Genomic DNA, 25,279 nt, shown 5'->3' on the forward strand with positions numbered 1-25,279 from the left:
GGTAATCAGCTCAGGAAAAGAGTCAGGGGAGAAATGATCAGCTTCAGCAGACCGTGGGCGGCGGTCATCACCGGCACCATCCAGAAATACAGCACCTTCAGCAGCACCAGCGCCATCACGATGAAAAAGCCGTAGGGCTCGATCTGCGCGAACTTGTACGCATAGCGGTGCGGCAGCAGGCTGGTCAGAACCCGCCCGCCGTCGAGCGGCGGCACGGGAAACAGGTTGAAGGCGAACATGACGAGATTGGTGAGCACGCCCGCCTGCGCCATCCGCACGAAGAAGGTTTCATCGATGCCGGACACCGCAAGCATGATCGCGAACAGCATCCAGAGCAAGGCCATCACGAAATTGGCCGACGGGCCGGCCAGCGCCACCCAGGCCATGTCGCGCTTGGGCTTGCGCAGATTGCCATATTCCACCGGCACCGGCTTCGCATAGCCGAAAAGGAAATTGCCGGATGTGGAGATGTACAGCAGGATGGGAATGATGATGGTGCCGAAGGGGTCGATGTGCCTGACGGGATTCAGGCTCATCCGTCCCTGCATGTAGGCGGTGGAGTCGCCGAGGTAGCGCGCCGCGTACGCGTGCGCCGCCTCATGCAGCGTGATCGCGAACAGCACGGGCAGTGCATATACCGCGACGGTTTGTATGAGTTCTTCCATGGGGCGAGATTCTAACAGAGCGGCCGCCCGCCCCGTTTCACGAGTGAAATACCCGGATTACAGGCCGAATACCGAGGCGTCTCCCCTGCCCTGGCGCACCAGTTCCGGTTCGTCGCCGGTCAGGTCGATCACCGTGGTCGGCTCCAGGCTGCAGGCGCCGCCGTCGATCACCAGTTCGACCTGGCGCTGGAGCCGCTCGCGCACTTCCTCCGGATCGGTCAGCGGATCGGTATCGTCGGGCAGGATCAGGGTGGTGCCGATCAGCGGCTGGCCGAGTTCTTCCAGCAAGGCGCTGGCGACCGGATTTTCCGGCACCCGCAGGCCGATGGTCCGGCGCGACGGATGGCTGAGCCGGCGCGGGACTTCCTTGGTCGCCTCCAGAATGACGGTGTAGGGTCCGGGCGTGGCCGCCTTGAGCAGCCGGTACTGGCGGTTGTCCACCCGCGCATACTGGGCGATTTCGCTCAGGTCGCGGCACAGCAGGGTCAGATGGTGCTTGTCGTCGACGCCGCGAATGCGGCGCAGGCGCTCGACCGCCGACTTGTCGTCGAGGTGGCAGACCAGCGCGTAGCAGGCGTCGGTGGGGAGCGCGACGATGCCGCCGCGGTGAATGATGTCCGCCGCCTGCTTGATGAGTCGCAGCTGGGGGTTCTCGGGATGGATCTGGAAGTATTGGCTCATGAAAAAAGAACGGCGGTCTTGTCGACCGCCGCCATTGACAGGTTGGAAGATCAGCGCGTGCCGCGCAGCGCGGCGATGCGTTCCTCGATCGGCGGATGGCTTGCGAAGAGCGAAGCCAGGCCGGACGAACCGCCGCTGATGCCGAAAGACTTGAAGTTCTGCGGCAGGCTCTCGTCGCTGCTCAGGCCGCCGAGACGCGCGAGTGCCTTGACCATCGGCTGCGGCGAGCCGAGCAGCCTGGCCGAGCCGGCGTCTGCGCGGAATTCGCGGTAGCGCGAGAACCAGGCGACGATGATCGAGGCGAGGATGCCGAACACGATCTCGCAGACGAATACCGTGACCATGTAGCCGATGCCGGGGCCGCGGTCGTCGTTGTTGCGGAATACCGCCTTGTCGATCAGGAAGCCGACCACGCGGGCAAGGAAGACCACGAAGGTGTTGACCACGCCCTGGATCAGGGTCAGCGTCACCATGTCGCCGTTGGCGACGTGCGCGATTTCGTGGCCCAGCACGGCTTCGACCTCATCCTTGGTCATGCTCTGCAGCAGGCCGGTCGAGACCGCCACCAGGGCGGAGTTCTTGAAGGCGCCGGTGGCGAAGGCATTCGGTTCGCCGTCATAGACCGCCACCTCGGGCATGGCGATGCCGGCGCGGTCGGACAGGCGCTTGACGGTATCGAGCAGCCACAGCTCGGTCGACGAGGACGGCGTGCCGATGACGCGCGCACCGGTCGACCACTTGGCCATCGGTTTGCTCATCAGCAGCGAAATGATGGAGCCGGTGAAACCGACCACCAGCGAAAATACCATCAGGCTGCCGAGGTCGAGTCCGTTCGCCGTCAGAAAACGGTTGGCGCCGAGCAGCGACAGCACCACCGACATGACCAGCATGACGGCAAGGTTGGTGGCAAGGAACAGGACGATTCTTTTCATTGTTACCCTCGAAGCAGACATCAACCGCCGGCAGCGGCGGCAATGTCACGAAAATGCGGTTGGCCGACGTAAATTTCAAGTCCGGCGCGAGGACTGCAGGCCCCAGTCGTGCCAGACCGGCTGCAGTGTCGCCGGCAGCGGCGGCAGGCCGCCGAGCTCCGTCTGCGACTCGCCCGGCGCATGAAAGTCCGAGCCGCGCGAGGCCAGCAGGCCGTATTGCTGCGCCACCTTCGCATAGACGGGATATTCCTCGGGCGTATGGCTGCCGGTCACCACTTCGATGCCGGCGCCGCCGAAACGCTTGAATTCCCGCAGGAAGACGTCCAGCTCCAGCTCATCGAGTTCGTAGCGGCCGGGATGGGCGACCACGGCGATGCCGCCGGCGCCGCGTATCCAGCTCACCGCATCCTTGAGCGTGGCCCAGCGGTGCGGGACATAGCCGGGCTTGCCCTCGGTCAGATAATTGCGGAACACTTCCGGCACATCGGCGCAGACGCCCCGCTCGATCAGATAGCGGGCGAAATGGGTGCGGGAGATCAGGTCGGGATTGCCGACGTATTTCAGCGCCCCCTCGAATGCATCCGGGATGCCGGCCTTCGCCAGCTGATCGGCCATCTCGCGTGCCCGGCGCTCGCGTCCCGAGCGGGTGCTGGCCAGGCCGCGTACCAGGTCCTCGTTCTTTTCGTCAAACCGCAGTCCGACGACATGAATGGTGCGGGCGGCCCAGGTGATCGATATCTCGACCCCGGTCACGTGCTGCATGCCGAGGTCGCGGGCGGCCTCGCGCGCTTCGGCGACGCCGCCGATCTCGTCATGGTCGGTCAGTGCCCAGACGTCGACGCCGTTGGCATGCGCGAGCGCCGCCACCTGCGCGGGCGGAAGCGCGCCATCGGAGACGCTGGAATGGCAGTGGAGATCGACGTTGAGCATGGGGGAGAACAAAATGGCAACCGGCTTCGATTGTACGCTCTCCGCCCTGCCGCCGCATTGCGTCCGCTTAGAGAAAATCCTCGATCAGGCCGGCCAGCCGTTCCGGCTGGTCATGGTGCAGCATGTGCCCCGCCGCCGGAACCGAGGCGGTTTTCACCTGCGGGATGAAAGCGATGCGGCGGTCGATCTCGACGCGCGCCTGTTCCTTCGGCCCCATCCAGCGCCAGGCCTCGGTCTCTTCGGCTTCGACCCACAGCACCGGCGCGCTGATACGCTGCCAGCAGGCCAGGACCTCCTCCACCCGGTACAGGACCGGGCTGCTGAGCTTGTGTGCGGGATCGCCGAGGATGACCCACTCCCCGCCGGCATTGCGTTCCGCCCAGTGCGAGGCGAGAAACGCGGCCCGCTCGTCGGACAGCCTCGGGTTGGTCTTCTGCAGCCGCGCCGCCACCTCTTCCAGAGTGGCATAGCCGCGCATCCCCGGCGGCGATTTCAGTTCATCCATCCATTTCGCATACCGTTCGGGCGCCTGTTCCGGCCGTGTCGCCGGCAGGCCGAAGCCTTCCAGGTTGATCAGGCGGGCGACACGATGCGGACGGACGCCGGCGTAGAGGCAGACGACGTTGCCGCCCATGCTGTGACCGAGCAGCTTGACCGGCTGCTCCGGCGAGTAATGATCGAGCAGCGCGTCGAGGTCCCCGAGGTAATCCGCGAACCAGTAGCTGTCCACGCCGGGATTGCGGGTCAGGCCGAACCCGCGCCAGTCCGGCGCGATCACATGCCAGTCCCGCCGCAGGCAGTCGACCACGAACTGAAAGGATGCCGACATGTCCATCCAGCCGTGCACCATGAAGAGCTTGGGAGCGCCCTCGTCGCCCCAGTGACGGACATGGTATTGCAGGCCCCGGACGGGAATGAATTCTGATCGCGATGGTGTCATGTTCGTTGGATCCTGTGCGGCATGAATCGGCGGCATAATGCGGTGAGACCGCACTGCACGTGCAATAAGAAAAGAACGACCGTTCGATAATTATAATGGAGGAACCATGAAGTCTGCCGCAGCCCCTTCCCGTACGCCCGCCGTCGTCGACGAGTATCAGGCGCTTTACCGGGAGTTCCACTGGGCGGTGCCGGAGCGGATGAACATTGCACAGTTGTGCTGCACCCGGTGGAAGGACGACCCGGCGCGGATCGCGATTCACTATGAAGACGAACAAGGCGTCACTGCCAGCTATGCCTATGCCTGGCTCGACGAGCAGTCGAACCGGCTCGCCAACGTGCTCGCGCGGCTGGGAGTAGGCCGGGGCGACCGCGTCGCGATCATCCTGCCGCAGCGCCCCGAAACCGCGGTGGCGCACATGGCCTGCTACAAGCTGGGCGCGGTGGCGATGCCGCTGTCCATCCTGTTCGGCCCGGATGCTTTGGAGTACAGGCTGCAGAACAGCGAAGCCGGCGTGGCCATCGTCGATCCGGCGGGCGCGCGCAACCTCGCCGAGGCCCTGCCGTCCTGCCCCCGCCTTGCCCACATCATCGCCGTCGATGGCGGCCCGGAAGGCGCGCTCGACTGGCGGCGCGAACTCGACGGCGCCGACAACGTTTTCGAACCGGCCGACACGCTCGCCACCGATCCGGCCGTGCTGATCTACACCAGCGGCACCACCGGGGCGCCCAAGGGCGCGCTGATTCCGCACTCGGCGATGATCGGCAACCTGACCGGTTTCGTCGCCTCGCAGAACTGGTTTCCGCAGGAAGGCGACGTCTTCTGGTCGCCGGCCGACTGGGCCTGGACCGGCGGCCTGTGGGATGCGCTGCTGCCCACGCTCCATTTCGGCATGCCCATCGTCGCTTACCGCGGCCGCTTCTCCGCGGAGACGGCCTTCCGCCTGCTCGAGAAATACGGCGTGACCAACACCTTCCTGTTTCCGACCGCCCTCAAGATGATGATGAAGGCGGTGCCCGCGCCGCGCGAACGGTATCGCCTGAAGCTGCGCGCCATCATGAGCGCGGGCGAAGCGGTCGGCGACGCGGTGTTCGGCTGGTGCGAATCGGCGCTGGGCGTGACGCCGAATGAGATGTTCGGCCAGACCGAGATGAACTACATCGTCGGCAACAGCGCGCAACGCTGGCCGGCCAGGCCTGGCAGCATGGGACGGCCCTACCCCGGTCATCAAGTCGCCGTGATCGACGACGATGGCAACCCGGTCGGCGCCGGGCAGACCGGCGAGGTGGCACTGCACCGGACCGACATCCACGGCCATCCCGACCCGATCTTCTTTCTCGGCTACTGGAAGAATCCCGAAGCGACGCGCAACAAGTACAGCGGCGACTGGTGCCGCACCGGCGACCTGGCAGCGATGGACGAGGACGGCTATCTCTGGTACCAGGGCCGGGCCGACGACATGTTCAAGGCCGCCGGGTACCGCATCGGCCCCTCGGAAATCGAAAACTGCCTGGTCAAGCATCCCGCGGTGGCGAATGTCGCCGTGGTGCCGAAGCCGGACGCCGAGCGCGGCAACCTGGTCAAGGCCTTCATCGTCCTCACGCCGGAAACGGCGCGCGGCACAGCCGAGGACGCGGCGCTGATCGCGCAGCTGCAGGAGCATGTGCGCGGCAAGCTCGCGCCCTATGAATATCCGAAGGAGATCGAGTTCATCGGGGAGCTGCCGATGACCACCACCGGCAAGGTGCAGCGGCGGGTCCTGCGCCTGCTGGAACAGGAGCGGGCGACGGCGGCGTCTAGTCAAACAGCCGGCGCGGCCTGAACGACGAACGCGCGCCGAGCGCGTGGAAGTTGTGCCGCAGCCAGGCATCGGCGCGCTCCCGCCCTTCCGCGTGCAGGCGGCGGATGAAAGCGGGATGGGCATTGAGCTTGCTGTGGCCGCCGAGCCGGGTCATCAGGTCGCGCGACTCCACCACGTGCATGTGCAGGTTGCGCAGCCGGCGTTCCATGCGGCCGAATGCGAACCAGCCGCGGCGCGCCTCGCGCTGGGCGAGCATCAGCGCCTGCAGCTCCGAGAAGAAAGTGGAGCTGAAGTTCATCTCCGTCAGCCGTTGCGAGATGTCGTCCGCCGTCACCGGCACCCGGGTGCGCGGACGCGGATGCAGCAGCACCGCGATGATGTCGTGTGCCGAGCAGCGGTGCACCAGCGGCAGCAGCGGCGGATTCGCCGTCAGCCCTCCATCCCAGTAGACCTCGCCGCCGATCTCCACCGCGCGGTGCAGCAGCGGCAGACAGGCCGAGGCGAGCAGCACTTCCACCGTCAGGTGCCGGGTGCGGAACAGCCGCAGCGTGCCGGTGCCGACATGGGTGGCGGCGATGAACAGGCGCAGCGGGCATTCGCGGCGCAGGCGCTCGAAATCGATCTGCTGCAGCAGGATGGCGCGCAGCGGATTGATGTCGAAGGGATTGAGCTGGTAGGGCGAAAAGATGCGCAGCAATGACAGCATGGGCTTGTAGGCGGGCGGGACGTCGGCCGCCGGCGCCAGCCGCGCGTGCTGCAGCACGGACTCGGGCACGCTGCTGAAGGGCGCGCTGCGCGCCACCGCCTCCCAGAAATCGGCCAGCGCGCGCCGCGCCCCGTCGCGCCCGCCGACGGTGTATCCATGCGCGAGAACGGCCGCGTTCATGGCCCCGGCGCTCGCGCCGCTTATCCCCTCGATGCGCACGCGGCCGTCCTCGAGCAGACGGTCGAGCACGCCCCAGGTGAACGCCCCGTGCGAGCCCCCTCCCTGCAGCGCGAGCGTGACCGGCTTGCTTTCCATAGGCGGCAATATCGACGGATGCACGGGGGTGGCCGGGCGCGGTATGCGCAGACGCCGCACCCCGATGCAACGGAAGACGGAAGACGGAAGACAGGAGACGCTTATTTCTTGGCTTCTTCAGCCTTTTCCTGCATCTTCTGGCCGAGTTCCTGCATGCCCTGGCCGGCCTTGCCGGCGAGTTCGTTCATCTTTTCCCCGGCCTGGCTCGCCGCCTGGTCGATCTTTTCGCCGGCCTGCTGGGCCGGCCCGGCGCCTGCGGCCTCGTCACGTTTCTCGCATCCCGCCAGAGCCGCGACGAGCGCCGCGCCGGCGAACAAGGCAACAACGGATTTCACGCGCTTCAACATGGCATACCTCCCTGTCGGCAAGACGATGACGTTTCGTCATCCATGCTGACAGTGACTGCCGCAATGCAGCGAAGTTTCTGCAACTTGTTCCTGCGCAAGCCCGCCAGATTATCCTCGCAGAGCGGCGAGTTCGGCCTCGCTGAACCCGGCGGCGCGCCGGGCTTCGACATTGAAGGGGCCGCGCAGCGGCGGCGCCTTGTAGCGCGCGGCGAGATCGGCATAGGTCTGCAGCGGGTCGATGCCGCGTTCGGTGCAGAGGAAGCCGAACCAGCGATTGCCGATGGCGACATGCCCGATCTCGTCGCGCAGGATGATGTCGAGAATTTCCGCCGCCTTCAGGTCCCCCGCCTGCGCGAGTTTTGCCCGGACCGCCGGCGAGGCATCCAGGCCGCGCGCTTCCATCGTCCGCGGCACGAGCGCGATGCGCGCGAGCACGTCGCCGGCGGTTTTTTGCGCCATGTCCCACAGGCTGTTGTGGGCGGGGAAGTCGCCATACGCATGGCCGAGGGTCTCCAGGTGCGCGGCCAGCAGGGAGAAATGCAGGGCCTCCTCGGCCGCCACCTTCAGCCAGTCCTCATAGTAGGCCGCCGGCATGCCGGGGAAGCGCCAGATGGCGTCGAGGGCGAGATTGATGGCGTTGAATTCGATATGCGCAAGCGCGTGGATCATCGCCGCGCGGCCCTCCGGGGTGCCCATTGAGCGATGCTTCACCGCCAGCGGCGGCACGAGTTCGGGACGCGGCGGCCGGCCGGGGACCGGAAGCCGGCTCGCCAGGCGCGCGCCGCAGTCCAGCGCGAGCGCGCCGCGCCGGTAATCCTCCGCCATGGCTGCCACGCCGCGCGCCTTGGCCCCGGCTTCCGTCACGCACAGCCAGTGCAGCGCGGCAGCACGCAATTCCCTGTCTACAAGCTCCTCGGGAGCGGCTGAAGCAATCATGGTGCAAGAGTAGAATGACGGGTTTGCCAACGAAACCGACGATTCTACGAAAAACCATGGCCATCTACCAACTCGGCGAGCACGCGCCCGACATCGACGCATCCGCCTACATCGCCGACGACGCGAACGTTATCGGCAAGGTCAGGATCGAAGCCAATGCCAGCATCTGGTTCGGGGTGACGATCCGCGGCGACAATGACCTGATCACGATCGGCGAGAACAGCAATGTGCAGGAGGGCACGGTCATGCACACCGACCCCGGCAAGCCGCTGACCGTGGGCCGCGACGTCACCGTCGGGCACCAGGCCATGCTTCACGGCTGCCACATCGGCGACGGTTCGCTGATCGGAATCCAGGCCGTCGTACTCAACGGCGCGAAGATCGGACGGAACTGCCTGGTCGGCGCCGGCGCCCTGGTCACCGAGGGCAAGGAATTTCCCGACAACTCCCTGATCATCGGCTCCCCCGCGAGGGCGGTACGCACGCTCGGCGAGGATGATATCGCGCGCATGCAGGCGGGCACCGCCAGCTACGTCGCGCGCGGCCGATTGTTCAAGCAGGGTCTCAAGCGGATTGGATAGGAATGGATACGCTACAACGATTTATCTTTGAAAACGCCGCGGTGCGGGGCGAACTCGTCGAAATCTCCGAAACCTGGCGCCAGGTGCAGGCGCGGGCCGATTACCCGGCGCCGGTGCGCGCGCTGCTCGGCGAAATGCTGGCGGCGGCTGCCCTGCTGTCGGCCAATCTGAAGTTCAACGGCATGATCGTGATGCAGATGCACGGTGACGGCCCGGTCCGCCTGCTGGTGGTGGAATGCGACTCCGATCTGAACATGCGGGCCACCGCCAAACTCGCGCCCGGGGCGGAAGTGGCGCCGGATGCGACGCTGACGCAACTCGTCAACGCACACGGCCATGGTCGCTTCGTCATCACCCTCGATCCGAAGGACAAGCTGCCCGGGCAGCAGCCCTACCAGGGCATCGTGCCGCTGGACGGCGAATCCGTCGCGGTAGTCATCGAAAACTACATGCTGCGCTCCGAACAGCTCGACACCCGCCTGTGGGTCGCCGCCGACACCCATGTCTCGCGCGGACTGCTGCTGCAGAAGCTTCCCAAGGAAGGCGGCACCGGCGCCCAGGTGGAGGATGACGTCGAAACCTGGAATCGCATCGTGACGCTGGCGTCCACGCTGCGCACCGAAGAGATGCTCGCCACCGACATCAACACGCTGCTGCGCCGGCTGTTCTGGGAAGAGACGCTGCGGGTGTTCGAACCGCGCCACCCGCACTTCCAGTGCACCTGCTCGCGGGAGAAGGTCGGCAACATGCTCATCATGCTCGGCAGGGACGAGATCGATTCGGCGCTCGCGGACCTGGGGAAGCTGGCGATCAATTGCGACTTCTGCGGGCAGCTGTATGAATTCGACAAGGTCGACTGCGCGCAGCTGTTCGCCGCGGCCAACACGCCGGATGCGATGCAGCAGCCGGGCAGCGCCCGGCATTGATATCGGGGGAGCGGCCGTCTAGTCGGCGGCCGCGGGCAAGGGCGGCAAGGGCGCGGATTTCGCGTTGGGCTCGACGATCTGGACGAAGATTTCCCCCTCCCTGATCATGCCGAGCTCATAGCGGGCGCGCTCTTCCACGGCTTCGGTTCCTTCGCGCAGGTCGCGCACTTCGGATTCGAGCTTGGCGTTGCGCGCCTTGAGCCCTTCATTCTTTTTCTGCGCCTCGACCACCTGGTTATCCAGGTCCCAGACGCGCAGCCAGCCGCCCTTGCCCAGCCAAAGCGGAAGCTGGATCAAGAGGAGCAAGGCGGCGAGGCTAAGCGTAATCAGGCGCATGCGGCATTCTATGCGAAACAGTGACCTGGGAGCGGACGCCCCGAGGTCACTGTTGCTTGGACGACGCTAACTTGTCAATCAGCGAAGATTGTAGAAGGCGGCGCGGCCGGGATAGCTGGCGATGTCGCCGAGGTCTTCCTCGATGCGCAGCAGCTGGTTGTACTTGGCCATGCGGTCGGAACGCGACATGGAGCCGGTCTTGATCTGCAGGGCGTTGGTGCCGACGGCGATGTCGGCGATCGTGGAATCCTCGGTCTCGCCCGAACGGTGCGAGATGACCGCGGTGTAGCCTGCCCGCTTCGCCATCTCGATCGCCGCAAACGTCTCGGTCAGGGTGCCGATCTGGTTGATCTTGATGAGGATGGAGTTGGCGATGTTCTTCTGGATGCCTTCGCGCAGGATCTTGGTGTTGGTGACGAACAGGTCGTCGCCCACCAGTTGCACCTTCTTGCCCAGGGCATTGGTCAGCGTGGCCCAGCCGTCCCAGTCGTTTTCCGCCATGCCGTCTTCGATCGACACGATCGGGTACTTGTCGCACCAGGTCGACAGCAGGTTGGTGAAGTCGGCAGACGACAGTACCAGGCCTTCGCCTTCGAGGTGGTACTTGCCGTCCTTGTAGAACTCGGAGGCCGCGCAGTCGAGGCCGAGCGCGATCTGGGTGCCCGGCTCGTAGCCGGCCTGCTCGATCGCCTGCAGGATCAGCTTGATCGCGGCTTCATGGCTTTCGACGGAGGGCGCGAAACCGCCCTCGTCGCCCACCGCGGTGGTCAGTCCCTTGTCGTGCAGGATCTTCTTGAGCATGTGGAAGACTTCGGCGCCGTAGCGGATCGCTTCGCGGAAGCTGGGCGCGCCCACCGGAATGATCATGAATTCCTGCAGGTCGAGATTGTTGTCCGCGTGCGCGCCGCCGTTGATGACGTTCATCATCGGCACCGGCATCTGCATCGCAGCGGAGCCGCCGAAGTAGCGGTACAGCGGCAGGCCGGATTCTTCCGCCGCCGCCTTGGCCACCGCCATCGACACGGCCAGCATGGCATTGGCGCCGAGGCGGCTCTTGTTTTCCGTGCCGTCGAGATCGATCAGGGTGCGGTCGAGGAAGGCCTGCTCATTGGCGTCGAGACCCATGATGGCTTCCGAGATCTCGGTGTTGATGTTTTCACAGGCTTTCAGCACGCCCTTGCCGAGATAGCGGCTCTTGTCGCCGTCGCGCAGCTCGATCGCTTCGCGCGAACCGGTCGAGGCGCCGGACGGCACTGCCGCGCGGCCCATGACGCCGGACTCCAGCAGCACGTCGCATTCCACGGTCGGGTTGCCGCGCGAGTCGATGATCTCGCGGCCGATGATGTCTACGATGGCACTCATTTCAAATCTCCCAGATCAAAGTAATTCCATTGTTCGTGGCCGCCGGGCCGGCGCCGTCGTTTCCCCTTCCGGCGGCGGCTGGCGGTACGTCCGTTCGGCGATGCGCAAGATTATTCCCGCGCCCCGGGCGCCTCGCACCCAGAAATCGCAAAAACGGTCACGAAAAATTGTTTTCGAGGAATCCCGCCTTCTTGACCACGCGGTCGATTTCGACCAGGGTCGCCAGGAGGTCTTTCATCTGCCCGAGCGGCACCGCATTCGGACCGTCGGACATGGCCTCGGCAGGGTTGGGGTGGGTCTCCATGAACAGGCCGGCGATACCGACCGCTACGGCGGCGCGCGCCAGCACCGGGACGAACTCGCGCTGGCCGCCGGACGACGTGCCCTGCCCGCCCGGCAGCTGCACGGAGTGGGTGGCGTCGAACACGACCGGGCAGCCGGTATCGCGCATGATTGCCAGTGAGCGCATGTCGGACACGAGGTTGTTGTAGCCGAAGGAAACGCCGCGCTCGCAGGCCATGAAGTTATCCTGCGGCAGGCCTGCCTCGGCCGCCGCCGCCCGCGCCTTGTCGATGACATTCTTCATGTCGCCGGGTGCGAGGAACTGGCCCTTCTTGATGTTGACCGGCTTGCCCGACTGCGCGCAGGCGCGGATGAAATCCGTCTGGCGGCACAGGAAGGCCGGCGTCTGCAGGACGTCGACGACATCGGCCACCGGCCTGATTTCGTCGATCTCGTGCACGTCGGTCAGCACCGGCACGCCGATCTGCCTGCGCACTTCCGCGAGGATCTGCAGGCCCTTATCCATGCCCAGCCCGCGGAACGAACTGCCCGACGAGCGATTGGCCTTGTCGAACGATGATTTGTAGATGAACGGAATGCCGAGCGCGGCAGTGATTTCCTTGAGCTGGCCGGCGGTTTCCAGCGCCATTTCCTGCGACTCGATCACGCAGGGACCGGCGATCAGGAAGAACGGCCGGTCGAGACCGGCCTCGAAATGACAAAGCTTCATGCAGCTTTCCTCTGCGACGACGCCTGCTTGCGTGCCAGCGCCGCCTTGATGAATGAAATGAACAGCGGATGGCCGTCGCGCGGAGTCGACTTGAACTCCGGGTGATACTGCACGCCGACATACCAGGGGTGGCCCGACTCGCCGCCGCGCGGCAATTCCATGATCTCGCACAGGCCCTCGGTCGGCGTGCGCGCCGACACCACCAGGCCGGCCTCTTCCACGCGGCCGAGATAATGGTTGTTCGCCTCGTAGCGGTGACGATGGCGCTCCGTGACCTTGTCGCCGTAGATTTCGGCGGCGATGGTGCCCGGCTTCACCGCGCAGGTTTGCGCGCCGAGGCGCATGGTGCCGCCGAGGTCGGAGTTGGCATCGCGCTTCTCAACCTTGCCGTCGTGGTTCTGCCACTCGGTGATGAGCGCCACGACCGGATGTTCGGTCTCGGGATCGAACTCGGTGGAATTGGCCCTGGCCAGTCCCGCCTTGTGGCGCGCGAATTCGATCAGCGCGACCTGCATGCCGAGGCAGATGCCGAGATACGGGATCTTGTTCTCGCGGGCGAAGCGGGCGGCTGCGATCTTGCCCTCCACGCCGCGCTTGCCGAAGCCACCCGGCACCAGGATGGCATCGTACTTCGCCAGGCCCTCGGTGCCCTTGGCTTCGATCTCTTCCGAGTCCAGGTATTCGATGTTGACGCGGCTCTCGGTGTGAATGCCCGCATGGCGCAGCGCTTCGGTCAGCGACTTGTAGGACTCGGTCAGATCGACATACTTGCCCACCATGCCGATCGTGACTTCGGTCTTCGGATGCTCGAGCGCGTAGACCAGGCGGTTCCAGACCGACAGGTCGGCCGGCTTGGCTTCCACGCCGAGCTTCTCGCAAATGATGCGGTCCAGGCCCTGGTCGTGCAGCATCTGCGGAATCTTGTAAATCGTGTCGGCATCCCAGACCGAGATCACCGCTTCTTCCGGCACGTTGGAGAACAGCGAGATCTTGGCGCGCTCGTCGTCGGGAATGCGGCGGTCCGCCCGGCACAGCAGCGCGTCCGGCGAAATGCCGATCTCGCGCAGCTTCTGCACGCTGTGCTGGGTGGGCTTGGTCTTGAGTTCGCCCGCGGACGCGATGTACGGCACCAGAGTCAGATGCACGAAGGCCGCAGCGTTGCGGCCGGCGCGCAGGCTCAGCTGGCGCGCGGCCTCGAGGAAGGGCAGCGATTCGATGTCGCCGACCGTGCCGCCGATCTCCACCAGCGCGACGTCGAAGCCCTCGGCGCCGCGATGGATGTAATCCTGGATCTCGTTGGTGATGTGCGGGATCACCTGCACGGTCTTGCCGAGGTACTCGCCGCGGCGTTCCTTGCGGATCACCGATTCGTAGATCTGGCCGGTGGTGAAGTTGTTCAGCTTCTTCATCTTCGCGGTGATGAAGCGCTCATAGTGTCCCAGGTCGAGGTCGGTCTCTGCGCCGTCGTCCGTGACGAACACCTCGCCGTGCTGGAACGGGCTCATGGTTCCCGGATCGACGTTGATGTAGGGATCGAGCTTGATGAGGGTGACTTTGAGGCCGCGCGATTCGAGGATCGCAGCGAGGGAAGCGGCTGCGATCCCTTTACCGAGGGATGAAACAACGCCGCCAGTAACGAAAACAAACTTGGTCATTGCTGGGATGTGCCGGACGGCACGTGCGGGAAATTCAAATTATACCCCAAACCGGTGCCCGGATTGGCGGTCACGGATGCGACGCCGACCTGGGGATTTATACAGATCGGGCGCGCGCTCAGGGCGTATAGGAGACCTGGAGCCGGACAAAGTTCTGCGCGCCGTCGGAATCGGACAGCCCGCGGATCTCGTTGCCGCGCCTGACCACGCCCAGCCGCGCCGCCCAGGCGCCCTGCTGCCAGACGGCGCCCAGCTCCAGCTCGCCGACCACGCGCTCGGGCCTGACGGTGTGCGGGTCGTCATCCGAAAAATACCCGCCCTGCAGCGTGGCATTCCATGCCACCGCGTTGACGCTCGCGCGCAGGAAGCCGTGCAGCGTCGGCTGGTCCGGCAGCTGGTTGAGCCGGCCCGCGCGTGCAAGCAGGCTGACGCCCGCGTCGGTGAAGATATTGCCGAACCGTCCATGAATCGTCGGCGCGAGGTCTGCCGACGAACCGAGCGACCAGCGCACCGGCGTCACCTGGCCATGCAGCACCATGCCGAATTCGTTGCGCACCTGCCTGGACCATCCGCGCGGCAGGGGCTGGTCGATCAGGCGATGGAAGTTCTTCTGCGTCCACTCGCCGCCCGCGCAGGGGCCGATGCAGCCCACGTCCAGGCCGTAGCCCGCCGAACTGCCGTCGGCCCGATGCGTCTCCCTGAACAGGCCGAGGTACAGCCAGCCGGCATAAGGATGATCCGGCGGCCCTACCCTCTCGGGCGGCAGCTTGATGTCGGACGCCGTGTACAGCTCCTGCCCCAGGCGCCAGCCGAAGCGGTCAAGACCGCCGCCGCTGCCCAGGCTGTAGAGACGGGTGTAGCGCATGCCGCTGGAATAGAAGCCGTCGTCCCGGTTCATCAGCAGGGTATCGTTGTCGATGTCCACCCGATGCGTAACCGTGCCGCGTTCGCGCGCGGCGGCAAAGTCGGAGAAGAACCCTTGTGCATGCGCCGGCGGCTGCAGCCCGGTCAGCAAGAGCACGGAAACGATCAGCGAAATGGGTCGCATGCCTACTCCTGTATCAGGGAATGAATCATCTTGTGCACTGCCGCCGCGGCGGCGCCGGGCGACTCCATCGGGAAGAGATGGCCGCCGGGCAGCTGCATGAAATGCCGCCCGGTGAGCCGGCGGGTCGCGGCCAGCCCCGCCTGCCTGCATTCCACCGAATCGGCGCCGCCGACGAAACCAACCGGCACCGGAAAGGCGCGCCGCGTCAGGGTACCGAGGGTGTGGGGCAGGCCGCGATACACCGCGGTTTCGACTTCACGGGTGAAACGCAGGGTCACGCCTTCGGGATGCGGCACGAGACCATGCGCCACATAGTCGCGCAAGACTTCCGGAGCCCAGGCCGCGAACATTGGCTTGGCTGCGTAATGGCGATAGGCGGCCTCGGCATCGGGCCACACGTTGCGGCGTTTTTCCGACGTGCGCGCCGGCGAAAACCGCTTGTCGGCGCCGACCCGCTTGGCCACGCCGAGCAGGGCCGCGCGCCAGCCGGCGACGACCGGAGAATCCAGCAGCACCACGCAGCGTACCGCCTGCGGATTGGCCTTCGCCGCCATCAGGCTCAGCATGCCGCCCATGGAGTGGCCGACCAGGATCACCGGCTCGCGGTACCGCGCCCGCAGCTCATCAAGCAGTTCCTGCACCAGCTCCGCCCAGCCGTTGCGGACCGGATAGGCGGGATTGTGCGCGTGCATGTCGAGCGCTTCGACCTGGTAATGCTTGCGCAGGTGATCGAAGAACACGCGGTAGGTGCCGGCCGGGAAGCTGTTGGCGTGGACGAAATGGATGATCGGTCTGGTCATGATGATGAAATCGGCAATCGCGGCATTGTAGCGAATGTCAATCCGCCGGCGCTTGCACCGCCGGCGCCGCGCCGTCGCTGCGCGGCTGCCGTTTGTGCCAGTAGCGCGCGTCGGTCGCCCGGTACTCGGCCACCTGCATCTCCCTGCCGAACCGAAGCGTGATGGCGCCGGAGGCATCCGTGCGAAGCCTGCGTATGCCGAACTCGCCGTAGCGCCGGTAGACCTCTTCCTTCGGATGCCGATAGCGGTTGCGGTAGCCGATCTGGAAAATCGCGAGCGCCGGCCGCACCGCCTCCAGGAACGGCGGCGTGGACGAGGTGCCGCTGCCATGGTGCGGCGCGAACAGGACGGTGGCACGCAGGTCGTCGCCCATGGTCCTGACGAGTTCGGCCTCCTGCGCCGATTCGATATCGCCGGGCAGCAGAATGACATGCTCCCCAAGCCGGATCCTGAGCGTGCAACTGCGATGGTTGGGTTTGGCCTTCTTCCTCTCGTACTGTTCCGGCGACGGATACAGGAGATCGAAGTGCGCCTCGTCCCAGGACCATGACCTGCCCTGCTCGCAGCGTTCATGCCGGCGCGCGCGCCGCGCGATCTCGTGGTCGTGCGGCATGGAGGAAGACACGCGCTCCACCTCGAGCGCCTTCAGCAATGAGAGCGCGCCGCCCGCATGATCATTGTCGCTGTGGGACACCATCATCAGGTCGAGCCTGTCGATGCCGCGCGCCTTGAGATACGGCAGGATCACCCGGTTGCCGCCGTCGCCGTCCTCCGAGTAGGCAGGCCCGGTGTCGTACAGCATCCGGTGTTCATGCGTTTCGATCAGTACCGCCGTGCCCTGCCCCACGTCGAAAGCCGTCACCCACAGCTCGCCGGGATTGGGACGGGACGGCGCGGTCAGCGCGAGCGGCAGCAGCCACACCAGGCCGAGCCAGCGTTGCGGCCATCCGGGCGGCGCCAGCAGCCAGAGCGTGCCGGCCAGCGCAGCCAGGAATGCGGCGGTGGATGGCAGCGGCATGCCCCATACCGCCCCCGGCAATGCGCTGAGGCCGCCGAGCATCCAGGCAAGCCCGGCGATGCCGGCATGGGCCATTAGCAGCAGGCCGTCGCACAGCGGCCCCGGGGCCACGCTACCCGCAAGGGCCAGCGGCGTGACCAACAGGCTCACGAGCGGAATCGCGACCGCATTCGCGATCGGACTGATCAGCGAGATCTGCCCGAACAGCAGCATCGTCAGCGGCACCAGGCCGATGGTGATCGCATATTGCGTGCGGGCGGCGGCGCGCAGTACGGGCATGAGCCGCGCCCGCGGCGTGCTCTCGTCGGCGGGCGGTTCGGGCACGCGCCCCACCGTGCAGTACAGGATGATCGCGACCGCGCAAAAGGACAGCCAGAAGCCCGGCCACAGCACTGCCCAGGGATCGAGCAGCACGACGATGGCGACGGCGCCGCACAGCACGGCGGACACATTCGTCAGACGTCCGAGCCAGAGCGCCGCCGTCACCACGGCCAGCATGTAGAGGGTTCGCTGCGCGGGCACGCCGAATCCCGCCAGCAGCACATACAGCAGCGCCGTCATCAGGCCGGCGGCCGCCGCCGCTTTCTGGGCCGGCAGCCGCAGCGGCAACTGGGCGTCGGTAAAGAATGAACGGCGCCACAGCGCGCCGAAGGCCGCCGCCGCCAGCCCCGCGATCATCGTGATGTGCAGGCCCGAAATCGAGATCAGGTGGCCGATGCCGCTGCGGTTGAAAATCTCCCAGTCCGACTGGCTGATCGCACGCTGCTCGCCGATCACGAGCGCGACGATGACGCCCGCATAGGGCCGTCCCGCCAGCGCCTGCTCGATGCGTTCGCGCAGCCAGCCGCGACTGCGCTCCACCAGGTTCGCTGCGCCCGGCACGAAATCGTCGAGCCGCGAATTCTTCAGCGCGTTTTTCCTGTCGGGTCGGACATAACCGCTGGCCCGCAGGCCGCGTTCGAGCATCCAGACTTCATGGTCGAAGCCGTGCGGATTCGCATTGCCGTGCGGCTGCCGAAGACGGACCGTGAGTTGCCAGCGCTCGCCGGGCGCGAGCCGGGGCAACTCCTCCTCGTCACCTGCGTGCCAGGAAAGCGCCAGCCGTTTCGGAATGGCCGCTTCGGATTCCGGCACCGATACCTGCCGCTCGACGGCGAAATGAAATCGCACGCCGCGCTCCACCGGCTGCGGAAGACTGGCGATCGTCCCGATCAGCGTGAGATCGCGTCCCTCCCAATCCGCCGGAAGCGTCTCCCGCAAATGCCAGTGTGCGATCAGGCCGGCCCAGCAGAATCCGGCAAGCGTGCCGCCCGCGAGCAGCAGAACCCTACGCGTTGCGATCCATCGTCCGGCGCAGCACAGCGCGCCGACCGCTGGCGCGAGCAGCAGCAGAAGCCAATACCAGGACAGCAATGCAGATTGTTGTTGCAGCAATGAGGCGCCTGCCACCAGGCCTATTGCCGCCGCCCGCATCGCCTCAGCCGGCGAGCCGCGTCAGCACGGCGTGGGCGTTGCGCGAGGTGAGTTCCGCGATCTCTCCGGGCGACATGCCGCGCAGCTGCGCGAGCACCTCTCCGATGCGGGGCAGCTCCCCCGGGCTGTTGCGCCCGGGGTGGATCCAGGCAGGCGGGATGTCCGGGGCGTCGGTTTCCAGCACCAGCGCCTCCTCGCTCACGCTGCCGGCGAGCCGGCGTATCTGCAGGGCGCGCGGAAAGCTCATCGCGCCGCCGAAGCCGAGCTTGAAGCCGCGCCGGATGAATTCCTCCGCCTGCTGAAAGCTGCCGTTGAAGGCATGGGCGATGCCGGTGGCCGGCTCGATCCGGCGCAGATACTTGAGGATGATGTCCTGCGAGCGGCGCACATGCAGCAGCACCGGCAGGCCGAAGTCGCGCGCGATCTTCAGCTGTTCGCTGTAGAAGCGCTCCTGCCGGGCGCGCATCTCCGGGGTGCAGAGCGCGGGAATGAAGAAATCGAGGCCGATTTCGCCGACCGCGACGAAGTTGGGATCGGACAGCGCCCCACGCACCGCTTCGCGCAGGACATCCAGGTCGTCCTCGGCGGCCTGCGGCACGAAGATCGGATGGATGCCGAGCGCATAGACGCAGTTGTCATGCTCGGCCGCAAGCCGGCGCACGCTGTCGAAGTTGAAACGCGCCACGGCCGGTATCACCACTTTCCGCACGCCCCGCCGTGCCGCCTCGCGTGCGACGTCGCCATGCTCTCCGGCGAACTCGCTGGCGTCGAGATGGCAGTGGGTGTCAATCCACATAGGGATGCAGGCCGTCCTCCGTCAGGCGCAGGACGCGGTCGCAGTGGCGGGCGAGTTCGATGTCATGGGTGACGATCACGAAGGCGGTGCCGAGCGTGCGGGACAGCTCCAGCATCAGGTCGAAAGTGCGGTGCGCCGTCGCGCGGTCGAGATTGCCGGTCGGCTCGTCGGCCAGCACGCATGCCGGCTGCGTCACCAGCGCCCGCGCCAGCGCCACCCGCTGCCGCTCGCCGCCCGACAGCTCGCCAGGCACGTGAGTGATGCGTCCGGCCAGTCCCACGCGGGCCAGCACTTCCTGTGCCGCGTGATGGGCCGCCGACCGGGGCTCGCGCCGGATCAGCAGCGGCATCGCCACGTTGTCGAGCGCGGAAAACTCGGGCAGCAGGTGATGAAACTGATAGACGAAGCCGAGCGAGCTGTTGCGCATTTCGCCGCGCTCCCGCTCGCCGAGCCGGGCCATGTCCTTGCCGAGCAGGGTGACGCTGCCGGCGGTCGGCATGTCGAGCCCGCCTAGCAGGTGCAGCAGCGTCGACTTGCCGGAACCGGACGCGCCGACGATCGCCACCCGTTCGCCCCGCCCGATGTCGAAGTCGACGCCCTTGAGCACATCCACCGAGTATTTGCCCTGGGTGTAGGTTTTCCTCAGCCCGCGGCATGAAAGTACTGTCTGTTCCATTCTTCTTCCCCGTCCCTTACTCGTAGCGCAGCGCTTCGGCCGGCCGCACGTTGGCGGCCCGCCAGCTCGGATAGAGCGTGGCCAGGAAGGCCAGCACCACCGCGACGCCGCCGATGGTCCACACGTCGGGCCAGCGCAGGTCGGAAGGCAGCGAGGTGATCAGATAGATTTCCTTGGACAGGAATTGAACGCCGAGCAGCCGCTCGATGAAGGGCACGATGACGTCGATGTTGAGCGCCACCAGCACCCCGAGTCCGACGCCGATGGCGGTACCGAGCAGGCCCACCATGGCGCCCTGGATCATGAAGATCTTCATGATCGAGGCGGGCGAGGCGCCGAGCGTGCGCAGGATGGCGATGTCGGCCTGCTTGTCGGTGACGGTCATGACCAGCGTCGACACCAGGTTGAAGGCCGCCACCGCGATGATCAGCGTCAGGATGATGAACATCATGCGCTTTTCCGTCTGCACCGCGGCGAACCAGGTCCGGTTCTGCTTCGACCAGTCGAGGATCAGCAGATCCCCGCTGAGCGTGCGCGACAGCGCCAGCGCCACTTCGGGCGCGCGCTGCATGTCGGCCACGCGCAGCCGCAGGCCGGTCGGCTCCTGCAGCTTGAACATGCGCATCGCATCGTCGATATGGATGAAGGCGAGGCTGGAGTCATACTCGTTGTGCCCTGCTTCGAATATCGCGCCGACGGTGAACTGCTTGAGGCGCGGCAGCACGCCGGCCGGCGTGACCTGACCTTGCGGCGCGATCATCGTCACCCGGTCGCCGACCCCCACCTGCAGTCCGCGCGCCAGCTCGCGCCCGAGCACGATGTTGAATTCGCCGGGCTGCAGCGAATCGAAGCGCCCCAGCTTCACCTGCGCGGCCACATCCGACACGCGCGGCTCCTCCGCCGGCAGCACGCCGCGGATCATCACCCCGCGCACCGTCTCGTCGCGCATCATCATCGCCTGCGCCGCCACGTAAGGCGCCGCCCCCTTGACCTCGGGCAGCTGCATCGCCTCTTTGGCGGTCAGCTGCCAGTCGGGCATGCCGCCGTATGCCCCGAACACCTCGATGTGCGGCAGCACCGACAGCATGCGGTCGCGCACCTCTTTCTGAAAACCGTTCATCACCGACAACACCACGATCAGCGCCGCGACGCCGAGCGCGATGCCAATCATGGAGGTCATGGAAATGAAGGAGATGAAGCTGTTGCGCCCGCTGCGGCGTCCGGCGCGCGTATAACGCAGGCCGACCAGCCATTCGAACGGGACATTCCTGGACTTGCTCAAAAAAGACTCCTGAAGAATTGCCACGATCATCGCCCATCCCGCGCGCTGCGGAATTGCGATCGGTCACTTTATGAACAACCTGGCAACATCCGATGAAGCGGGAAGTTTGCCATACAATCCGGGCATGAGTCATGCAGAAATCCTGATCCCCTTCAGCCTGCCGCCCGCCGAGCTTGCCGTCGACCTGCTGCAACAGCTACACACCCCCGCCCTCGCCATGCTTGCCGGCCGCGCGCGTCCTGAACCCGAGGTCCAGCCGGCGGATACATTCATGCGCTCCCTGCCGCACGAGCGATGGCTCGCCGCGCGCTGCGGACTGCCGGTGGCCGGCGACGACAGTCCGCCGCTGGCGCCGCTGCTGCTGGAGGCCTTCGGTCAGTCCCCCGCCGTCGGCCGCTGGTTCGTGCTGCAGCCGGTGCACATCCATATCGCGCGCGATCACCTCGTCCTGACCGATCAGCGCCAGCTGGCCCTGGAAGAGGCGGACTCGCGCGTACTGTACGACATCGCCGCCCCGCTGTTCGCCGAGGCCGGGCTGCAGCTCGCATGGGGCGATGCGCTCACCTGGTTCCTGCGGGCCGACGACTGGGATGGCCTGCGTACCGCCACCCCCGATGCGGCCGCCGGCCACAACATCGACATCTGGATGCCGAAGGGTCCGCATGAACGCGCCTGGCGCAAGATTCAGAACGAAGTGCAGATGCACTGGTTCGGCCATCCGCTCAACGACGCCCGGGAGGCACGCGGCCTGCGTCCGGTCAATTCGCTCTGGCTGTGGGGCGGCGCGGCGGCGCAGACCCGGGCGCCGGCCAGGATCTTCAGCCACGGCATCAATCTCGCATCCTGGCACGCGGCATTCCGACCCTATGCCGGCCATGCGGGCAGCGCCGGCAGCGCCGCGGAGCTTCCCCGCGATGCCACCCGCACCCTGGCCGTGCTCGACGCGCTCGCGCATGCCTGGCTGAGTTCCGACTGGGGCACATGGCTGGCCGGCATGCAGGCACTCGAGGCTCAGTGGTTCGCACCGCTGCTGGAAGGCGTAAAATCCGGCCAGCATGACAGCCTGTCCCTTGTGCTGAGCGACGACACCCGCCTGCTGCAACTGTCGGTCACCCGCGGCGCGCTGCGCAGATTCTGGCGCAAACCCGGCCTGACCCCGCTACTTCCACCCGTATCATGACCCGCATCGTATCGCGCAGTTTTCCCTTCCGCACCGCCGAAATGCTGCGCCAGCAAGGCGTGCACCCCGTGCTCGCCAGGCTCTACGCCGCCCGCGGCCTGAGCGCGATCGACGAGCTGTCGAGCGAACTCGGCGCGCTGATTCCCCCGGCCGGCCTGCTGCATGTCGACCAGGCGGCGGTCTTTCTCGCCGATGCCATCGATGCCCGCAAGAAGCTGGTGATCGTGGCCGACTACGACTGCGACGGCGCCACCGCGTGCGCAGTGGCGCTGCGCGGCCTGCGCGCGCTCGGCGCGCGGGTCGACTACATCGTGCCCAACCGATTCGAATACGGCTACGGCCTGACGCCGGAGATCGTGGCGCTCACCGTGCGCGAAAAGCAGCCCGACGTGATCATCACCGTCGATAACGGCATTGCCAGCGTCGACGGCGTGGCGGAGGCGAACCGGCTCGGCATCGAGGTGGTCGTCACCGACCATCACCTGCCCGGCTCCGTCCTTCCCGACGCCCGCGTGATCGTCAATCCCAACCAGCCCGCCTGCGGATTCCCGAGCAAGCACCTGGCCGGCGTCGGCGTCATGTTCTACGTGCTGCTCGCGCTGCGTGCGGAGATGCGCCGGCGCGGCGTCTTCGATGCGCAGAATCAGCCGCGCCTCGACGCCCTGCTCGACCTGGTCGCGCTCGGCACCGTCGCCGACGTCGTCCGGCTGGACGCCAACAACCGCATCCTCGTTGCCCAGGGCCTCAAGCGCATGCGCAGCGGCCGCATGCATGCGGGCATCGCCGCCTTGTTCCGCGCGGCAGGGCGGGAAGCGCGCCGCGCCTCGCCCTTCGACCTCGGCTTTGCGCTCGGCCCGCGCCTCAATGCGGCGGGACGGCTGGCCGACATGTCGCTCGGCATCGAGTGTCTGACCACCGACGACGAAGGCCGCGCCTGGGCCATCGCCCAGCAGCTCGACGCGATCAACCGCGAGCGCCGCGACATCGAGGCCGGCATGCAGGATACCGCGCTGCTGATGCTCGACAGCTTCGAACCGAGCAACCGCACCACCATCAGCGTGTTCGACGACGGCTGGCACCAGGGCGTGATCGGCATCGTGGCGTCGCGCCTCAAGGACAAGTTCTACCGTCCCACGATCACCTTCGCGCCCGGCGGCGAAGGCCTGATCAAGGGTTCGGGCCGCTCGATCAACGGTTTCCACCTGCGCGACGCGCTCGACCTGGTCTCCAAGCGCGCACCCGACGTCATCCAGAAGTTCGGCGGCCACGCAATGGCCGCGGGCCTGACGATCCGAGCGGAAGCCTTCGACAATTTCGCCGCGGCCTTCGAGTCGGTCGGGCGGGAATGGCTGAGCGAGCCCCAGCTCGAGCGGGTGATCGAAACCGACGGCGCGCTCGAGGACGCCTATTTCACGCCGCAGTTCATCGAATTGCTGGACGGGCAAGTCTGGGGCCAGGGGTTCGCGCCGCCGGTGTTCTGCGACGAGTTCCGGGTGCTCACCCAGCGCATCCTCAAGGAACGCCATCTCAAGCTGACGCTGGAAAAGGCCGGCCGCCGCTACGACGCGATCTGGTTCGGCCATGCGGAAGACCTGCCCGAGCGTGCCCGCATCGCCTACCGGCTTGACGCCAACGAATACAACGGCGCCGTGCGCGTACAGCTGCTGGTGGAACACGCCGAGCCCGCCTGAGATGCCGCGCGCCGGGGCGCATATCGAGGGGGGCCTCGGGTATAATCACGGGTTTGATTGTCACAAGAATCCGCCATGGAAGCCGAACGCATCAATGCCCTCTCCAACCTCCTGACCGACCTTGGCAACCGGTCAACCGAACTTCGGAGGTATCTTTGACTTCGATGTGAAGTCGGAGAAACTCGAACAAGTCAACGGCGAGCTGGAAGACCCGAACGTCTGGAACGACCCCAAGCGGGCGCAGGATCTCGGGAAAGAGAAAAAATCCCTCGAAGCCATCGTCGGCACCCTGATCAAGATCGATACCGAGCTGGCCGACGCGCGCGACCTGTTCGAGATGGCGCGCGAAGAGCAGGATGACGCCACCCTCACCGCCCTCGAGAGCGATGCCCAGGAGATCCTGAAGCTGGTCGAAGACCTGGAGTTCCGCCGGATGTTTTCCAATCCGATGGACCCCAACAATTGCTTCATCGACATCCAGGCCGGCGCCGGCGGCACCGAAGCCCAGGACTGGGCGTCGATGCTGCTGCGCCAGTATCTGCGCTATTGCGAGCGCAAGGGATTCAAGGTCGAAATACTGGAACAGTCCGAAGGTGAAGTCGCCGGCATCAAGACCGCCACGCTCAAGGTGGAAGGCGACTACGCGTACGGCTTCCTGCGCACCGAAACCGGCGTGCACCGCCTCGTGCGCAAGTCCCCGTTCGACTCCGCCAACGGCCGTCACACCTCGTTCTCCAGCATTTTCGTGTACCCGGAAGTGGACGAGTCGATCGAGATCGACATCAACCCGGCCGACGTGCGCACCGACACCTATCGCGCCTCCGGCGCGGGCGGCCAGCACATCAACAAGACCGACTCCGCGGTGCGCCTGACGCACATCCCGAGCGGCATCGTTGTCCAGTGCCAGAACGACCGCAGCCAGCACCGCAACCGCGCCGAAGCCTGGGAAATGCTGAAGTCCCGCCTGTACGAACAGGAATTGCGCAAGCGCATGAGCGAGCAGCAGAAGCTCGAGGATTCGAAGACCGACGTGGGCTGGGGTCACCAGATCCGCTCCTACGTGCTCGACCAGTCCCGCATCAAGGACCTGCGCACCAATTTCGAGACCGGCAACACCAAGGCAGTGCTTGACGGCGACCTCGACGAATTCATCGCCGCCTCGCTCAAGCAGGGCGTGTAAAGCGACAACC

General features: G+C 66.1%; 24 protein-coding genes. 6 read left to right on the top strand and 18 right to left on the bottom strand.

What is annotated here, in order from left to right; genetic code table 11:
- Positions 1-5: 5 nt before the first annotated feature.
- The 5 genes from NCCP691_RS18025 to NCCP691_RS18045 form a co-directional block, all read right to left on the bottom strand.
- Positions 6-665, bottom strand: coding sequence for a site-2 protease family protein (locus NCCP691_RS18025; RefSeq protein ID WP_220809954.1), 660 nt, complete (start codon positions 663-665; stop codon positions 6-8).
- Positions 666-722: 57 nt separating this feature from the next.
- A complete protein-coding gene (locus NCCP691_RS18030; RefSeq protein WP_220809955.1) occupies positions 723-1,346 on the bottom strand; it encodes an L-threonylcarbamoyladenylate synthase in 624 nt (207 codons plus the stop codon).
- A 50-nt stretch (positions 1,347-1,396) separates the two neighbouring features.
- Positions 1,397-2,278, bottom strand: a complete 882-nt coding sequence (gene htpX / locus NCCP691_RS18035) for a protease HtpX (RefSeq protein WP_220809956.1) — start codon at positions 2,276-2,278, stop codon at positions 1,397-1,399.
- Positions 2,279-2,353: 75 nt separating this feature from the next.
- Positions 2,354-3,208 (bottom strand): 3',5'-nucleoside bisphosphate phosphatase, encoded by an 855-nt coding sequence (locus NCCP691_RS18040; RefSeq protein WP_220809957.1) that lies wholly within the window; start codon positions 3,206-3,208, stop codon positions 2,354-2,356.
- A gap of 67 nt (positions 3,209-3,275) precedes the next feature.
- Positions 3,276-4,148 carry an alpha/beta fold hydrolase gene (locus NCCP691_RS18045; protein WP_220809958.1) on the bottom strand — a complete coding sequence of 291 codons (873 nt, stop codon included), beginning with the start codon at positions 4,146-4,148 and terminating at the stop codon, positions 3,276-3,278.
- Between the two features lie 106 nt (positions 4,149-4,254).
- Between NCCP691_RS18045 and NCCP691_RS18050 the strand changes: the two genes are divergently transcribed.
- The gene (locus NCCP691_RS18050) at positions 4,255-5,970 is read left to right on the top strand and encodes an acetate--CoA ligase (RefSeq protein WP_220809959.1); all 1,716 of its coding nucleotides are present in this window, start codon (positions 4,255-4,257) and stop codon (positions 5,968-5,970) included.
- On the opposite strand, the gene NCCP691_RS18055 is transcribed toward NCCP691_RS18050, so the two are convergent.
- The 3 genes from NCCP691_RS18055 to NCCP691_RS18065 all read right to left on the bottom strand — a co-directional run bounded on the left by NCCP691_RS18055 (position 5,945) and on the right by NCCP691_RS18065 (position 8,253).
- Positions 5,945-6,970 (bottom strand): patatin-like phospholipase family protein, encoded by a 1,026-nt coding sequence (locus tag NCCP691_RS18055; RefSeq protein ID WP_220809960.1) that lies wholly within the window; start codon positions 6,968-6,970, stop codon positions 5,945-5,947. The two genes, NCCP691_RS18050 and NCCP691_RS18055, sit on opposite strands and share 26 nt — an antisense overlap.
- A gap of 101 nt (positions 6,971-7,071) precedes the next feature.
- A complete protein-coding gene (locus NCCP691_RS18060; protein ID WP_220809961.1) occupies positions 7,072-7,317 on the bottom strand; it encodes a hypothetical protein in 246 nt (81 codons plus the stop codon).
- Between the two features lie 108 nt (positions 7,318-7,425).
- Entirely contained in the window at positions 7,426-8,253 is an 828-nt protein-coding gene (locus NCCP691_RS18065; protein ID WP_220809962.1) for a ferritin-like domain-containing protein, read from the bottom strand.
- A gap of 56 nt (positions 8,254-8,309) precedes the next feature.
- Between NCCP691_RS18065 and NCCP691_RS18070 the strand changes: the two genes are divergently transcribed.
- Entirely contained in the window at positions 8,310-8,834 is a 525-nt protein-coding gene (locus NCCP691_RS18070; protein WP_220809963.1) for a gamma carbonic anhydrase family protein, read from the top strand.
- 2 nt (positions 8,835-8,836) lie between these two features.
- Positions 8,837-9,760 (top strand): Hsp33 family molecular chaperone HslO, encoded by a 924-nt coding sequence (gene hslO, locus NCCP691_RS18075; RefSeq protein WP_220809964.1) that lies wholly within the window; start codon positions 8,837-8,839, stop codon positions 9,758-9,760.
- 18 nt (positions 9,761-9,778) lie between these two features.
- On the opposite strand, the gene ftsB is transcribed toward hslO, so the two are convergent.
- The 10 genes from ftsB to NCCP691_RS18125 all read right to left on the bottom strand — a co-directional run bounded on the left by ftsB (position 9,779) and on the right by NCCP691_RS18125 (position 21,218).
- A complete protein-coding gene (gene ftsB, locus NCCP691_RS18080) occupies positions 9,779-10,096 on the bottom strand; it encodes a cell division protein FtsB (protein ID WP_220809965.1) in 318 nt (105 codons plus the stop codon).
- Positions 10,097-10,174: 78 nt separating this feature from the next.
- Positions 10,175-11,458 carry a phosphopyruvate hydratase gene (gene eno / locus NCCP691_RS18085; protein WP_220809966.1) on the bottom strand — a complete coding sequence of 428 codons (1,284 nt, stop codon included), beginning with the start codon at positions 11,456-11,458 and terminating at the stop codon, positions 10,175-10,177.
- Positions 11,459-11,615: 157 nt separating this feature from the next.
- Positions 11,616-12,470: a 3-deoxy-8-phosphooctulonate synthase gene (gene kdsA / locus NCCP691_RS18090; RefSeq protein WP_220809967.1), complete on the bottom strand. Its 855-nt coding sequence runs from the start codon at positions 12,468-12,470 to the stop codon at positions 11,616-11,618.
- A complete protein-coding gene (pyrG, locus tag NCCP691_RS18095) occupies positions 12,467-14,125 on the bottom strand; it encodes a CTP synthase (RefSeq protein WP_220809968.1) in 1,659 nt (552 codons plus the stop codon). The genes kdsA and pyrG overlap by 4 nt, the downstream gene beginning before the upstream one ends.
- A gap of 118 nt (positions 14,126-14,243) precedes the next feature.
- Entirely contained in the window at positions 14,244-15,173 is a 930-nt protein-coding gene (locus tag NCCP691_RS18100; RefSeq protein WP_220809969.1) for a lipid A deacylase LpxR family protein, read from the bottom strand.
- A gap of 2 nt (positions 15,174-15,175) precedes the next feature.
- A complete protein-coding gene (locus tag NCCP691_RS18105; RefSeq protein ID WP_220809970.1) occupies positions 15,176-15,973 on the bottom strand; it encodes an alpha/beta hydrolase in 798 nt (265 codons plus the stop codon).
- A 37-nt stretch (positions 15,974-16,010) separates the two neighbouring features.
- Complete coding sequence (locus tag NCCP691_RS18110; RefSeq protein WP_309295126.1) at positions 16,011-18,425, bottom strand: DNA internalization-related competence protein ComEC/Rec2; 2,415 nt, start codon at positions 18,423-18,425, stop codon at positions 16,011-16,013.
- 43 nt (positions 18,426-18,468) lie between these two features.
- Positions 18,469-19,260 (bottom strand): TatD family hydrolase, encoded by a 792-nt coding sequence (locus NCCP691_RS18115; protein ID WP_220809972.1) that lies wholly within the window; start codon positions 19,258-19,260, stop codon positions 18,469-18,471.
- Positions 19,250-19,936, bottom strand: coding sequence for a lipoprotein-releasing ABC transporter ATP-binding protein LolD (gene lolD, locus NCCP691_RS18120; RefSeq protein WP_220809973.1), 687 nt, complete (start codon positions 19,934-19,936; stop codon positions 19,250-19,252). Before lolD ends, NCCP691_RS18115 begins: the two co-directional genes overlap by 11 nt.
- A 16-nt stretch (positions 19,937-19,952) precedes the next feature.
- Complete coding sequence (locus NCCP691_RS18125) at positions 19,953-21,218, bottom strand: lipoprotein-releasing ABC transporter permease subunit (protein ID WP_220809974.1); 1,266 nt, start codon at positions 21,216-21,218, stop codon at positions 19,953-19,955.
- A gap of 124 nt (positions 21,219-21,342) precedes the next feature.
- On the opposite strand from NCCP691_RS18125, the gene NCCP691_RS18130 reads away from it, so the two are divergent.
- The 3 genes from NCCP691_RS18130 (at position 21,343) to prfB (ending at position 25,269) form a co-directional block, all read left to right on the top strand.
- Positions 21,343-22,398, top strand: a complete 1,056-nt coding sequence (locus NCCP691_RS18130; protein ID WP_220809975.1) for a hypothetical protein — start codon at positions 21,343-21,345, stop codon at positions 22,396-22,398.
- Positions 22,395-24,089, top strand: coding sequence for a single-stranded-DNA-specific exonuclease RecJ (recJ, locus tag NCCP691_RS18135; RefSeq protein WP_220809976.1), 1,695 nt, complete (start codon positions 22,395-22,397; stop codon positions 24,087-24,089). The genes NCCP691_RS18130 and recJ overlap by 4 nt, the downstream gene beginning before the upstream one ends.
- 75 nt (positions 24,090-24,164) lie before the next feature.
- Positions 24,165-25,269 (top strand): peptide chain release factor 2 gene (prfB, locus tag NCCP691_RS18140; protein WP_220809977.1). Its coding sequence is split into 2 segments (ribosomal slippage): positions 24,165-24,245 and positions 24,247-25,269, totalling 1,104 coding nucleotides; the frame shifts between segments, so codons are not numbered across the junction.
- The last annotated feature ends 10 nt before the right edge of the window (positions 25,270-25,279 follow it).

This window comes from Noviherbaspirillum aridicola (assembly GCF_019656455.1).
Taxonomy (GTDB): domain Bacteria; phylum Pseudomonadota; class Gammaproteobacteria; order Burkholderiales; family Burkholderiaceae_D; genus Noviherbaspirillum; species Noviherbaspirillum aridicola.

Coding starts and splice junctions, on each gene's coding strand:
- NCCP691_RS18100 (WP_220809969.1), bottom strand. CDS start 15,173: ATGCGACCCATTTCGCTGATCGTTTCCGTGCTCTTGCTGACCGGGCTG.
- recJ (WP_220809976.1), top strand. CDS start 22,395: ATGACCCGCATCGTATCGCGCAGTTTTCCCTTCCGCACCGCCGAAATG.
- NCCP691_RS18050 (WP_220809959.1), top strand. CDS start 4,255: ATGAAGTCTGCCGCAGCCCCTTCCCGTACGCCCGCCGTCGTCGACGAG.
- NCCP691_RS18070 (WP_220809963.1), top strand. CDS start 8,310: ATGGCCATCTACCAACTCGGCGAGCACGCGCCCGACATCGACGCATCC.
- NCCP691_RS18040 (WP_220809957.1), bottom strand. CDS start 3,208: ATGCTCAACGTCGATCTCCACTGCCATTCCAGCGTCTCCGATGGCGCG.
- lolD (WP_220809973.1), bottom strand. CDS start 19,936: ATGGAACAGACAGTACTTTCATGCCGCGGGCTGAGGAAAACCTACACC.
- NCCP691_RS18130 (WP_220809975.1), top strand. CDS start 21,343: ATGAGTCATGCAGAAATCCTGATCCCCTTCAGCCTGCCGCCCGCCGAG.
- kdsA (WP_220809967.1), bottom strand. CDS start 12,470: ATGAAGCTTTGTCATTTCGAGGCCGGTCTCGACCGGCCGTTCTTCCTG.
- pyrG (WP_220809968.1), bottom strand. CDS start 14,125: ATGACCAAGTTTGTTTTCGTTACTGGCGGCGTTGTTTCATCCCTCGGT.
- htpX (WP_220809956.1), bottom strand. CDS start 2,278: ATGAAAAGAATCGTCCTGTTCCTTGCCACCAACCTTGCCGTCATGCTG.
- NCCP691_RS18105 (WP_220809970.1), bottom strand. CDS start 15,973: ATGACCAGACCGATCATCCATTTCGTCCACGCCAACAGCTTCCCGGCC.
- NCCP691_RS18115 (WP_220809972.1), bottom strand. CDS start 19,260: ATGTGGATTGACACCCACTGCCATCTCGACGCCAGCGAGTTCGCCGGA.
- NCCP691_RS18060 (WP_220809961.1), bottom strand. CDS start 7,317: ATGTTGAAGCGCGTGAAATCCGTTGTTGCCTTGTTCGCCGGCGCGGCG.
- hslO (WP_220809964.1), top strand. CDS start 8,837: ATGGATACGCTACAACGATTTATCTTTGAAAACGCCGCGGTGCGGGGC.
- NCCP691_RS18045 (WP_220809958.1), bottom strand. CDS start 4,148: ATGACACCATCGCGATCAGAATTCATTCCCGTCCGGGGCCTGCAATAC.
- eno (WP_220809966.1), bottom strand. CDS start 11,458: ATGAGTGCCATCGTAGACATCATCGGCCGCGAGATCATCGACTCGCGC.
- NCCP691_RS18055 (WP_220809960.1), bottom strand. CDS start 6,970: ATGGAAAGCAAGCCGGTCACGCTCGCGCTGCAGGGAGGGGGCTCGCAC.
- NCCP691_RS18025 (WP_220809954.1), bottom strand. CDS start 665: ATGGAAGAACTCATACAAACCGTCGCGGTATATGCACTGCCCGTGCTG.
- NCCP691_RS18065 (WP_220809962.1), bottom strand. CDS start 8,253: ATGATTGCTTCAGCCGCTCCCGAGGAGCTTGTAGACAGGGAATTGCGT.
- NCCP691_RS18030 (WP_220809955.1), bottom strand. CDS start 1,346: ATGAGCCAATACTTCCAGATCCATCCCGAGAACCCCCAGCTGCGACTC.
- ftsB (WP_220809965.1), bottom strand. CDS start 10,096: ATGCGCCTGATTACGCTTAGCCTCGCCGCCTTGCTCCTCTTGATCCAG.